The organism is Maribacter algicola (assembly GCF_003933245.1).
GTDB classification, from domain to species: Bacteria; Bacteroidota; Bacteroidia; order Flavobacteriales; family Flavobacteriaceae; genus Maribacter; species Maribacter algicola.
This window is the reverse complement of the sequence record NZ_QUSX01000002.1, coordinates 88071-101248: the sequence shown is the minus strand read 5'-3', so window position 1 is coordinate 101248 and position 13178 is coordinate 88071. Positions and strand designations below refer to the sequence as shown.

At 38.2% G+C, this 13178-nt stretch carries 11 protein-coding genes; all 11 read left to right on the top strand.

The window, feature by feature from the left end; translation table 11 throughout:
* Entirely contained in the window at window positions 1-3327 is a 3327-nt protein-coding gene (locus tag DZC72_RS09645; protein ID WP_125222732.1) for a VCBS repeat-containing protein, read from the top strand.
* A 73-nt stretch (window positions 3328-3400) separates the two neighbouring features.
* Window positions 3401-4279: an AraC family transcriptional regulator gene (locus DZC72_RS09640; RefSeq protein ID WP_125222731.1), complete on the top strand. Its 879-nt coding sequence runs from the start codon at window positions 3401-3403 to the stop codon at window positions 4277-4279.
* An 88-nt stretch (window positions 4280-4367) separates the two neighbouring features.
* Complete coding sequence (locus DZC72_RS09635; protein WP_125222730.1) at window positions 4368-5687, top strand: L-fuconate dehydratase; 1320 nt, start codon at window positions 4368-4370, stop codon at window positions 5685-5687.
* Window positions 5684-7030 carry an alpha-L-fucosidase gene (locus tag DZC72_RS09630; RefSeq protein ID WP_125222729.1) on the top strand — a complete coding sequence of 449 codons (1347 nt, stop codon included), beginning with the start codon at window positions 5684-5686 and terminating at the stop codon, window positions 7028-7030. Before DZC72_RS09635 ends, DZC72_RS09630 begins: the two co-directional genes overlap by 4 nt.
* Window position 7031: 1 nt before the next feature.
* Entirely contained in the window at window positions 7032-7808 is a 777-nt protein-coding gene (locus DZC72_RS09625) for an SDR family NAD(P)-dependent oxidoreductase (protein WP_125222728.1), read from the top strand.
* Between the two features lie 16 nt (window positions 7809-7824).
* Window positions 7825-8676, top strand: coding sequence for a fumarylacetoacetate hydrolase family protein (locus DZC72_RS09620; protein ID WP_125222727.1), 852 nt, complete (start codon window positions 7825-7827; stop codon window positions 8674-8676).
* Window positions 8676-9503: an amidohydrolase family protein gene (locus DZC72_RS09615; protein ID WP_125222726.1), complete on the top strand. Its 828-nt coding sequence runs from the start codon at window positions 8676-8678 to the stop codon at window positions 9501-9503. The genes DZC72_RS09620 and DZC72_RS09615 overlap by 1 nt, the downstream gene beginning before the upstream one ends.
* 69 nt (window positions 9504-9572) lie before the next feature.
* Window positions 9573-10352: an L-fucose dehydrogenase gene (locus DZC72_RS09610; protein ID WP_125222725.1), complete on the top strand. Its 780-nt coding sequence runs from the start codon at window positions 9573-9575 to the stop codon at window positions 10350-10352.
* A 15-nt stretch (window positions 10353-10367) separates the two neighbouring features.
* On the top strand, window positions 10368-11684 hold the full coding sequence (gene fucP / locus DZC72_RS09605) for an L-fucose:H+ symporter permease (protein WP_125222724.1): 1317 nt from the start codon (window positions 10368-10370) through the stop codon (window positions 11682-11684).
* The gene (locus tag DZC72_RS09600) at window positions 11681-12016 is read left to right on the top strand and encodes an L-rhamnose mutarotase (RefSeq protein WP_125222723.1); all 336 of its coding nucleotides are present in this window, start codon (window positions 11681-11683) and stop codon (window positions 12014-12016) included. Before fucP ends, DZC72_RS09600 begins: the two co-directional genes overlap by 4 nt.
* A 3-nt stretch (window positions 12017-12019) precedes the next feature.
* On the top strand, window positions 12020-13168 hold the full coding sequence (locus tag DZC72_RS09595) for an alpha-hydroxy acid oxidase (protein ID WP_125222722.1): 1149 nt from the start codon (window positions 12020-12022) through the stop codon (window positions 13166-13168).
* Window positions 13169-13178 lie beyond the last annotated feature (10 nt).

Below are 13178 nucleotides of genomic sequence, written 5' to 3'. Positions count from 1 at the left end.
ATGAAACTACATGTTATCCTTTTCGCAATTTTGTCGATAATCATTGTTTCTTGTAAAGATACCGCTGTAAGTACAGCCCAAAACGAGCAACCTATAAAAATTATTCAGTCATATAGGGCTATTCCTGCAGATAGTTCTGGCATTAAGTTTTTGAACAAGACTCAAGAGTCGCAAAATTTCAATTACCTAATTTACCCTTTCATTTATTTTGGTGGAGGAGTATCAACCGGCGACATCAACAATGACGGTCTTCCTGACATCTACTTTACTGGTCAAATGGGTAAAAACAAGCTTTACCTAAACAAAGGAAATTTGTCCTTTCAGGATATAACCGTTTCAGCAGGTGTAGAGGGTTTGTTCAATCATTGGACCACGGGCACGACCATGGCAGATGTCAACAACGACGGTTTTCTTGATATTTATGTAAGTGTTGCAGGACCCGGTGATCTTCGAAAAAACCTTTTATATATTAACAATAAGAACAATACGTTTACTGAACAGGCGCAAGCTTATGGTATTGCGGATGAAGGCCATTCGATTCAATCCGCTTTCTTTGATTATGACAACGATGGCGACCTGGATCTATATGTTGGGAATTATCCCCCAGATGGTTTCAGTCAAAACAATGCTTTTTTTGAGCAACGTATGAAAAACCCCAGTTTGGAAACGTCTGACAAATTATATAGAAATGATGAGGGAAAATTTGTTGATATTACTGAACAAGCAGGGGTTTTAAATTATGGATTAACCTTGGGTATAAGTATTTCGGATTTTAATAATGATGGCCAAATGGACATCTATGTCTCAAATGATTTTAACTCAAGTGACTATTTGTATATCAACCAAGGAGACGGAACGTATGAAAATGAATTACAGAAATATACCATGCATACTTCCAATTTTGGAATGGGTACGGACGCTGCGGATATTAATAATGATGGTCTTCCTGACCTAGTTCAATTGGATATGATGGGAAGCAACAATGAGGATCAAAAAGCCAATATGAGCGCCATGAATACCGAGTTGTTCTATGACCTTGTAGAAAAAGGGCTTCATCATCAATACATGAAGAATACGCTTCAGGTGAATACGGGAGTCTATAATTTCATCGAAGTTGGAGAGCTTGCAGGCATTAGTTATACCGATTGGAGTTGGTGTCCCTTACTATTCGATATGCAGAACAACGGCCATAAGGATCTTTTCGTAACTAATGGGATGCGGCGTGATGTAAATAACAATGATTACAACGCTCTATTTAGAATTCAAAAGGCGTATGGCAAAGTCAAGCCTGAAGAATATGTAGAGTGGGTAAAACGTATGCCTTCTACCCCAGTCCCAAATTTTGCATTTTCCAATAATGGAGACCTTTCGTTTGAAAAGAAAAAATCTGACTATGGATTAAGTGCGGAAGGATTTTCCAATGGCGCCTCTTATGCAGATCTAGATCTAGATGGTGATTTGGATTTGGTTGTAAACCATTTGGATATGACCTCTCAAATTTTTGAGAATCGAGTACAAAATAAAATCGGTTCCAATTTCCTTCGCCTAAAACTTAATGGTAAAGAAGATAATAAGTTCGGTATTGGCGCAAAGGTAATTGCCTATTACAATACTGAACAACAAATGGTGGAGCTTCAGACCACAAGAGGATACGAATCATCAGTTGATCCTACAATACATTTTGGAATAGGTTCGATCAAGGTGTTAGATTCCATAGAGATATATTGGCCTAAAGGAGGAGTACAAACTTTACGAGATATTAGGGCCAATCAGGTTTTGGAGGTTGAGCAAGAAATCCAACCCAGACCGAACGTAAATAAAAGTAGCGTACCAAGAGCAATGTTTACCAGTACCCAACCAAATCTTGACCCACAATTTACGCATCGTGAAAATAATTTTAATGATTTCGACCGAGAAGTACTCCTACCACATAAAATGTCGCAACAAGGTCCTGCATTGGCTGTAGCCGATGTAAACAATGATGGGCTAGATGATTTTTACATAGGTGGGGCAAAAAACCTATCAGGTCATTTGTACTTACAAAACGCCCAAGGTAATTTCAACACTCATTCGGAAAATATCTGGAAAACAGATCAGGGTTATGAAGATGTTTCTGCAACATTTTTTGATGTTGACAATGATGGTGATCAAGACCTATATGTGGCCAGTGGCGGTAACGAAGAAGCAGAAGGTAATCGTTTTTACAAAGACCGACTTTATTTAAATGATGGTAAAGGGAACTTCAAGAAAAGTTTGGAAGGTCTTCCAAAATTATACATTAGCACAGGACCGGTTAGAGTTGCGGATTTTGATAAGGACGGTGATTTGGATTTATTTTTAGGTGGCCGGCAAACCCCTGGCAAATACCCTTTACCGGTAAATAGTTATTTATTGAGAAATGACACTGAGGGATCTACTGTGAAATTCACCGACGTAAGTAAGGAATTGGCTCCCGAATTTCAAACATTAGGAATGGTTACCGATGCCGTATGGGCAGATTTGAACAACGATGATTTATTGGATCTCATATTGGTGGGCGAATGGATGACTCCAAAGGTTTATCTACAAGAAAATGATCAGTTCACAGATTATACAGAAAACTTTGGCCTTAGCGATTACGTTGGATGGTGGAATACCGTAAAACTTTCCGATTTGGACAATGATGGTGATTTGGATATAATAGCAGGTAATCTTGGTCTTAATTACAAATACAAGGCATCAAAGCAAGAACCCTTCAAAATATATGCAGAAGATTTTGATGATAATGGTAAGTTGGATATCGTACTTGGTTATTATAGTGAAGGCGAACTATATCCTTTAAGAGGCCGTCAATGCTCATCACAACAAATACCTTCCATAAAGAAAAAGTTCCCTGATTATAGCTCCTTTTCAAAAGCAAGCTTAACGGAGGTATATACGCCAGCTAAACTCAATGAGGCACTAACCTATTCTGCAAGCACGTTCGCCAATTCTGTGTTCCTAAACGAATCTGGTAAATTTACCCAAAAGGTCTTGCCGAGACGTGCACAGACCTCATCCATAAACGACTTCGTTGTAAAAGACTTTGATAAGGATGGTTATTTAGATTTGCTCATTGCTGGCAATCTATATGGTTCTGAAGTAGAAACACCTAGAAACGATGCTAATTTTGGGCTTCTTTTAAAGGGCATAGGGAAAGGCGAATTCAATGCCCTTTCGGCGTCCGAAAGCGGAATTAACATATTAGGAGAAGTTAAAAAGATTGAAGAATTCAAAGGCATTGACGATTCAGAAGCCTATTTGGTAGCAAGAAATAATTTGCCTCTTTTGGTAATCAAAAAATTATAAGATTAGAATTAAAGGAAAGGCTTGAAAATACAGAATATGCTTTTGATTAAAGCAATATAAAGAAGAAAGGCTAATGAAACTCCATTTCATAGATCGTAAAAGTTCGGTTACTAACTCCTTAAGTGTAACGCGAAACTCTTATCCCCATTTTTTAAAACTTTGGCATTTTCACCCTGAGTTGGAATTGGTCATGATTATAAAAAGTACTGGAACCCGTTTTGTTGGCGATAGTATAGAAAAATTCAATGAAGGGGAAGTGGTTCTTTTAGGTAAAAATCTGCCTCATATGTGGATTAATGACCCTGATTATTATACTGGTAATACAGATATGATAGCAGAGGCGATCGCTGTACACTTTAAGAAGGAATTTTTAGGGGACACCTTTTTTGAAGTACCCGAAATGTTAAAAATCACCAACTTGATTCATAAAGCATCTCTAGGCATGGTCTTTACCAATGTAGACAATGATCTAAGAGCCAAGATAAAAAGTTTGGTGAACCTAAGGGACTTTGAAAAGGTGATAACATTATTACAGATTCTTCAGGAATTGGCTGAAGATACACAAGCACGAATTCTCTCTAGCAACGGGTTTATAAAGCCTTTCAATCAAGACGCTTCCCAAGACCTTGAAAAAATTTATGAATACATCTATAAAAATTTCAATAAACCTATTAGCTCAAGAAAAGTAGCAGAAATTGCCAATATGAATTCATCTGCCTTTAGTAGGTTTTTTACTAAAATCCATAGGAAGTCCTTTACACGTTATCTTAATGAAATACGTATAGGATATGCCTGTAAAATGTTGATTGAAGGAGAGCAAAAAATCATTTCAATTTGTTATGAGTCAGGTTTTAGAAACGTGTCCAATTTTAATAGACAATTCAAATTAATTAGGGGGATAACACCAAATGAATTTGCTAAAATTTATAATAATGAATCCGAATTGATATAAAGAGGGCAAAAAAAGTATAGCATTATGCAATAGTAAGGGTGGATACTATTGCAAACAATAAATAGTTTTGTTAACAACCTCATAATAAATGAAAGAAAAAATTATTATTTCTGGAATTTCTATTAAAGATATTAGATTTCCCACAAGTAAATCCTTAGATGGTTCAGATGCTATGAACCCTGACCCGGATTATTCCGCTACCTATGTCATTCTAAAAACGAATTTGCCAAATTTGGAAGGCCATGGATTAACATTCACAATAGGTAGGGGAAATGAAATATGTGTGGCGGCGGTAAAAGCATTGTCGCCGTTGATAATTGGTAAAAGTTTAGATAGCTTTACCAAGAACATGGCCGCATTCTGGAAAATGATAACTGGAGACAGTCAATTAAGATGGTTAGGTCCAGAAAAAGGGGTCATCCATTTAGCTACGGGAGCCGTCGTAAATGCCGTATGGGATCTTTATGCGAAAACAGAAGGCAAACCCTTATGGCGGTTATTGGCCGATATGACTCCGGAGCAATTGGTTTCCTGTATTGATTTTACCTATATAACTGATGTTATTACTCCAGACGAAGCACTTACAATGCTTAAGGAGAAAGAATCTGGTAAACAAGAACGTATAGAGGCTTTGTTGAAATCAGGTTACCCTGCCTATACCACCTCGGCAGGTTGGTTGGGTTATTCAGACGAAAAGATGCGCTATCTATGCCAAGAGGCCAAGGCCAGTGGATTCAAACACATGAAAATTAAGGTAGGTGCAGACTTAAAAGACGATATGCGAAGGGCCGCCATAATTCGTGAAGAAATAGGTGATGACCTTAAATTAATGATGGATGCCAATCAGAAATGGGATGTAGACGAGGCGATTACCAATATGGAGTCGCTAAAAAAATTCAACCCCTGGTGGATAGAAGAACCTACAAGCCCGGATGACATATTGGGCCATGCGAAAATTGCTAAAGCAATAAGCCCAATTTTGGTGGCAACGGGCGAACATTGCCAAAATAGGGTCATGTTCAAACAACTAATGCAATCGGGTGGACTGGGAATCTGTCAAATAGATAGTTGCCGTGTTGGTGGCGTAAATGAAATATTGGCCATTATGTTAATGGCAGCTAAATTTAATATTCCCGTTTGCCCCCACGCCGGAGGTGTTGGTCTTTGTGAATATGTTCAACACCTTTCAATGATTGACTACATTGCCATTAGTGGTACTATGGAAAATAGAATAATAGAATATGTAGACCATCTTCATGAACATTTTCATGATCCGGTTATCATTAAAAATGGGGCCTATATGCCACCATTGGAACCTGGATATAGCATAACAATGAAGAAAGAATCACTTAGGGATTTTAGTTTCCCAAATGGAAAGGAATGGAAGAAACAACCCGTTTTAGTATGAAATCTAAACTTATTTATTATATAGTTGTACTTTTAATCAGTACCCTCACCTATGGTCAAGGACAAAAAAATTATGAGCCCACAAAGGAAAACTTAGAAGCCAGGGAATGGTTTAAGGAGGCTAGGTTCGGTTTATTTGTTCATTGGGGTGTTTACAGCATATTAGGTGATGGCGAGTGGGTGATGAACAACCAAAATATAGCCGTTGACGCCTATGAAAAACTACCAAGTTTTTTCAACCCTATTGAATTCAATGCTGATGAATGGGTTAATATGGCAAAAGAGGCAGGAATGAAATATATAACCATAACCAGTAGACATCACGATGGATTTTCAATGTTCGACACGAAGGCAAGCCATTACAACATAGTTGAAAGTACTCCCTTTGGTCGTGATATATTGAAGGAATTGGCAGAAGCCTGCAAAAAGGCTGATATTAAACTATTTTTTTATTATTCCTTACTGGACTGGAACCGAGATGATTATTATCCAAGAGGTAGAACCGGTAAGGAAATACCCGGCAGAAATCAAGGAGATTGGGATGAGTACATTAAATTCATGAAGCTTCAATTAACCGAGCTGTTAACCAACTATGGCGAAATTGCCGGTATTTGGTTTGATGGTTATTGGGACCAAACAATTTTATCAGTTCCCAATCAAGAAAAGTCAGGAAAGCTACAAATAGATTGGCACCTTGATGAAATTTACTCCTTAATACATAACCTTCAACCACAATGCCTAATTGGCAATAACCACCATATAGCCCCTATTGAAGGAGAAGACTTTCAGATGTTCGAGAAAGACTTACCAGGAAATAACACTACTGGCTTTGGTACAGCTGCATCGGATATTGGCCAGTTACCTTTCGAGGTTTGCGAAACCATCAATGGATCTTGGGGATTTAACCTACAGGATAAAAAACATAAATCTGAAAAAGAACTTATTCATTATGTAGTTAAAGCTGCGGGGTATGGAAGCAATCTATTGTTGAACGTAGGTCCCATGCCAAATGGTAAAATTCAAAATGAGCATGTACAGTCATTAAAAAAAATAGGAGAATGGTTACAAAAAAATGGTGAGACCATATATGGCACCTCGGCCGGGCCTATTTCTCCAACCGAAGCTTTAGCTATCACCCAAAAGGACAAAAAAATATATGTACATGTACTAGATCAAAATAACACGGTATTTATAAAGGGTTTTGAGGGAAGGATAAAAAGTATATCCCTATTCAAAGAAAGCAAACAATTGGTGTATGATGATAACAGATTTGGATTGTTAATTCAAATTCCAGAAAATCAGATAGACCCAATAGATACTATCGTTGAAATAACTTTAAAATAATATGTCCTCATATAATTATAATAATAAAACAGTGGTAGTTACCGGTGGTGGCAGCGGAATTGGAGAAGCACTCTCCAAAGCCTTTGCCAACAACGGTGCTGATGTACAGATTCTGGATTATAATCTTGAAATGGCCCAAAAGATTGTAGAAGAAATTACCTCCAATGGTCATAAAGCTCAAGCATATTCATGTGACGTATCAAATCAAAAGGAAGTAGTGAAAATTATTAATAGTATTGCGGCCAACACCACCATAGATATACTCATCAATAATGCGGGCATTGCCCATGTTGGAAACATTGAACAAACTTCCGAGGAAGATATGGACAGGTTGTACAGTGTAAACATTAAAGGGGTTTACAACTGTATTTATGCTACTATACCTGCTATGAAAGAACATGGAGGCATTATATTAAATATGGCTTCGGTAGCTTCTACAGTGGGCATAGCTGATCGTTTTGCCTATTCCATGACCAAAGGTGCCGTATTGACGATGACCTATTCCGTCGCCAAGGATTATATTGCACATAATATACGTTGCAACAGTATTTCTCCGGCAAGGGTGCATACTCCGTTCGTAGATAATTTTATAAAAACGAACTATTCCGGAAAAGAAGATGAGATGTTTGATAAGCTCTCAAAATCGCAACCAATAGGTAGAATGGGACAACCTGAGGAAATAGCAGCATTGGCCCTTTTCTTGTGTTCAGATGAAGCCGCATTTATTACCGGAACAGATTTCCCTATTGACGGTGGATTCATTAAATTAAACAACTAATAGCAATTAAGTAACAATGAAACTTATCAGAATAGGAACTATTGATCATGAAAAACCTGGAGTAGAACTAGACAATGGAGATTGGGTGGATGTTTCAGATTTTGGAATGGATTATGATGAAGATTTTTTTGGAGGAAATGGGATTCTTGAACTTCAAAAGTGGGTAAATGAGCATAAATCCACACTACCTAAATTCAAAAAAAACTCAAGAATTGCCGCTCCATTGAAAAGGCCTTCCAAAATTGTTTGTGTTGGCTTAAATTATGCAAAGCATGCTGAGGAAAGCGGTATGAAACTACCTAAGGAACCTGTATTGTTCTTTAAGGCCACCTCGGCGATCGTTGGACCCAACGACGATTTAATAATCCCTAAAGGAAGTACTAAAACTGATTGGGAAGTGGAATTGGGCGTGGTAATCGGTAAAAAGGCTAGTTACGTTTCCAAAGAAGATGCCATGAAGCATGTAGCAGGCTATGTATTGCATAATGACTATAGTGAACGTGAATTTCAACTAGAAAGGGATGGACAGTGGGTAAAAGGAAAGAGTTGTGACACCTTTGCCCCTATAGGACCTTTTATTGCCACCAAGGACGAAATTAAAGATCCGCATAATTTAGATCTATGGCTAACCGTGAACGGTGAAACCATGCAGAAAAGCAATACCTCGGATTTAGTTTTTAATGTACCATATTTGGTGAGTTATATAAGCCAGTTTATGACCTTGTTACCCGGGGATATTATCTCTACAGGAACGCCTTTTGGAGTTGGCTTGGGATTCAATCCTCCAAAATACCTAAAAGCCGGTGATGTAGTAGAGCTTGGTATTGAAGGTTTAGGAACTTCAAAACAAGTCGCAAAAGCTCTATAATGATTATAGATAGTCATCAGCATTTCTGGAAATACCATCCTGTTAAGGATGCCTGGATAACTGATGATATGAAGCGAATTAAACAAGATTTTCTTCCAGAGCATTTAGCCCCTATTTACAATTCCCTGAACGTTGGGGGTTGCGTTGCCGTACAAGCAGATCAATCTGAAGACGAAACGGAATTCCTATTGGCGTTAGCACAAAAACATACATGGATAAAAGGGGTCGTAGGATGGGTAGATTTACAAAATCCCAATGTAGGTGATCGATTGTCATATTTTGCTAAAAATCCATGTTTTAAAGGAGTGCGGCATATTTTACAAGCCGAAAATGAAGACTTTATGCTTAATCCTAAATTTCAATTTGGTATTTCCCAATTAGGTACCCTAAACCTAACGTACGATATTTTGGTGTACCCTACCCACTTAAAAAATGCAGGTATACTTGTATCCAAGTTTCCCCAAAACAAATTCGTTCTGGATCATATGGCGAAACCTTATATTAAATCCGGCGAAATTTATCAATGGAAAAGGGATATTAAACTTATGGCTCAAAATCCAAATGTGTACTGTAAGCTTTCCGGTTTTGTTACCGAGGCCGACTTCTCAACATGGAACTATGAGGATTTTAAGCCCTATTTCGATGTGATATTTGAAGCCTTTGGCATCTACAGAATTCTATTTGGTTCAGATTGGCCGGTATGTTTGTTGGCTGCAGAGTATCATAAAGTTCTTAATATAGTAAAGCGGTATATCAACGAACTTAATATAGATGAAAAGCAAGCCATCTTAGGTGGTAATGCATCAAGATTTTACAATCTTAACTAGAAAACTAAAAGTACTTGATTTAACCTCCCATCTAAAACAAGAAAGTAAAATCATGTAAAATAAGATCAAATGAATCTCTATTTAAAGGATAAGGTAATCATAGTTACTGGTGGCTCTGCAGGCATAGGTAGAGGCATCAGTCTTGCGTTGGCAAAGGAAGGTGCTATTCCGTTCATAATAGGCAGAACAAAAGAGAAAGTGGATGCCTGTGCAAAAGAAATTGAAAACCTGGGCGGTATAGTAGGGAAAGCGTATGCGGAACTTACCAATGTAAATGAATGCGAAATTGCCGTAAGTACTGCCTTGGAACAATTTGGTCGTATAGATGGTTTGGTAAACAATGCCGGTGTAAATGATTCAATTGGTTTAGAGCATGGTTCGGTAGACGATTTTGTGAAATCTATACATAAAAATTTGACGCATTATTACACTATGGCGAAATTGGTTCTACCCCAATTGAAAAAAAATAAAGGAGCCATCGTCAATATTGGTTCCAAAACCTCAATGACAGGTCAAGGAGGCACTTCTGGGTATGCTGCGGCAAATGGTGGCCGTAATGCTTTGACCAGGGAGTGGGCCGTTGAGCTTCTGCCCTACTCTATTAGGGTGAATGCAATTATTGTAGCTGAATGTTATACGCCATTATATGATAAGTGGATAAAAACATTTGATAGCCCTGAAGAAAAACTTGCGGATATCACCAAAAACATTCCGTTGGAAAATAGAATGACCACGAAAGAGGAAATTGCGGATACCGTCTTGTTTTTGTTGTCGTCCCGTTCAAGTCATACCACCGGTCAATTACTTTTTGTAGATGGCGGTTACACCCATTTAGATCGTTCGTTATAACCAAAACCATCAATCATGACCCAGAAAGAAAAAATACCCGTAGTATCAAAAAAAGTAATCATTCCCTTTATACTTATTACTTCCTTATTTGGTCTGTGGGGCTTTGCAAATGCGGTTACAGACCCAATGGTACAAGCTTTTAAAAAGGTATTGGAACTATCCAATTCCCAAGCGGCTTGGGTGCAAATGGCATTTTACGGAGGGTATTTTTGTATGGCATTACCGGCTGCTTTATTTGTTAGAAAATATAGCTACAAAGTAGGTGTACTTATTGGTTTGGCTCTCTATGCCGGTGGGGCCTTACTTTTTTATCCTGCCGCTATCACTGAACAATTTTGGTTCTTCTGTTTAGGTTTATATGTATTAACATTTGGTCTGGCGTTTTTAGAAACTACCGCCAACCCATATATTTTGGCAATGGGAGATCCTAGAACTGCCACTCAACGTTTAAACCTAGCACAAGCCTTTAACCCAGTTGGATTAATTTTAGGCCTGTTGGTTGCGCAACAATTTGTGCTTCAAAGATTGCAATCAGACGATATTGAAAATTATGCTGCACTAGAAGAGGCCAAAAAAGTCATGATCCGCACGGCGGACCTAATGGTCATCAGAAACCCTTATGTGATTTTAGGGTTGGTGATACTCGTGGTATTTGTGCTGATATTACTGAGTAAAATGCCTCAAAAAAAAGGCGATGGAATTACTGAAAGCTTGTCGGACACATTCAAAGGGCTCAGCAAAAACCTTAACTATATCTTGGGCGTTTTTTCTCAAGTATTGTACGTAGGCGCACAAATTATGTGCTGGACATTTATATATCAATATGCTGAGGCAATAGGAATGTCGAGCGATATCGCTGCCAATTATCAATTCATTGCATTCATCCTATTTTTTGTAGGTAGGGCAATTGGCACCTATTTGTTAAGATTCATTGCTTCGGGCAAGCTTTTGATGATTTATGCCGCTTTAGCAATTTTGGCCAGTATTGGGACCATTTTTATTGAGGGTCCGGTTGGATTATATTGTCTAGTATCTATAACACTTTTCATGTCCATTATGTTCCCAACCATTTATGGAATAGCCTTGGAAGGAATGGGCGAGGAAGAATCAAAAATTGGTGCTGCCGGTCTGGTAATGGCAATCGTGGGTGGTGCTTTGATGCCCAAATTTCAGGGTATGTTAATAGACTTAGGCGGTTATGGGGTGAACGACATTCAGATTATGGGCGTTAGTGAGGTGAATTTCTCTTTTATCCTTCCACTATTATGTTTTCTGTTTATTGCTTTTTATGGCTTTAAGGTAAACAAGCAAAAACGAGCTTTTATCCAATGATTACAAAAAGACTTTGTTTCGCCCTGGACCTCAAGAATGATCCAAAACTCATTCAAGGGTACATTGAACACCACCAAAAAGTTTGGCCCGAAATATTAGATAGTATTAAAGACGCTGGAATTATAAACATGGAGATATATAATGTATCAAATAGGCTCTTTATGGTTATGGAGGTGACCAATGAATTTTCTTTAAAAACAAAAGGAGAAAAGGATAGAAACAATACCAAGGTGCAAGAATGGGAAAACTTGATGGATACGTTCCAACAAAAACTACCCGGAACCCCAAAAGGGGAAAAATGGGTTCAAATGACTAGAATATTTAAATTATAAAAAATGGAATTAAAGGTAAATTCTAAATATCCCTCAATAGATGACCTAAGAAATAAGGCCAAAAAACGTATTCCAAAATTTGCTTTTGAATATCTGGATGGTGGTTGCAACCAAGATGTAAACCTTATTAAAAATACTGCCGAAATAAGGGAGGTTGAATTAAGTCCATATTATCTGGACGCTTACAAAGAACCATCTCTTAAAACCGAATTATTTGGACATATCTATGATGCTCCTTTTGGAATTTCACCCATTGGCCTACAAGGTCTTATGTGGCCTAATTCCCCTGAAATATTGGCAAGGGCGGCCTTTAACCATAACATTCCTTTTATACTGAGTACCGTTACTACCAGTAGCATAGAGCGAATTTCGGAACTTACAGAAGGAAAGGCTTGGTTTCAGTTGTACCACCCTACCGAAGATAAATTAAGAGATGACATTCTAAAACGTGCGGCGGCCGCTGAATGTCCTGTATTGGTCATTTTATGTGACGTACCCACCTTTGGATATAGACCCCGTGACGTTAGAAACGGACTGGCAATGCCCCCAAAAATGTCAGTGTCCAATGTACTTCAAGTATTACAGAGACCAGCTTGGGCTTTTAATACTTTAAAATATGGACAGCCAGGCTTTGAAACCTTGAAACCCTATATGCCAAAAGGACTGAACTTAAGTCAGTTAGGTAAGTTTATGGATCAGACGTTTTCCGGTAGGTTGAATGAAGAGAAAATTAAACCTATCCGGGATATGTGGAAGGGTAAATTGGTTCTAAAAGGTGTGGCAACTGAACAAGATGCAGAAACAGCAATTAAACTAGGACTAGACGGTATTATCGTTTCCAATCATGGCGGCAGACAATTGGATGCCGGACAGTCCAGTATCAAACCCCTAGTTGGTATTGCCGCTAAATACGGCGACAAAATTAAGGTAATGATGGATAGTGGTTTACGTTCAGGACCCGATGTGGCCCGTACTATAGCGTCTGGAGCCGAATTCACATTTTTAGGCAGATCTTTTATGTACGGCGTTTCAGCACTAGGTAAAGAAGGTGGAAATCATACTATTTCGTTAATAAAAACGGAACTGAAACAGGTCATGGAACAGGTAGGTTGCGAAGATGTAAGAAAACTACCCAGACATTTAGTTCATTAAGGGCCGTCTA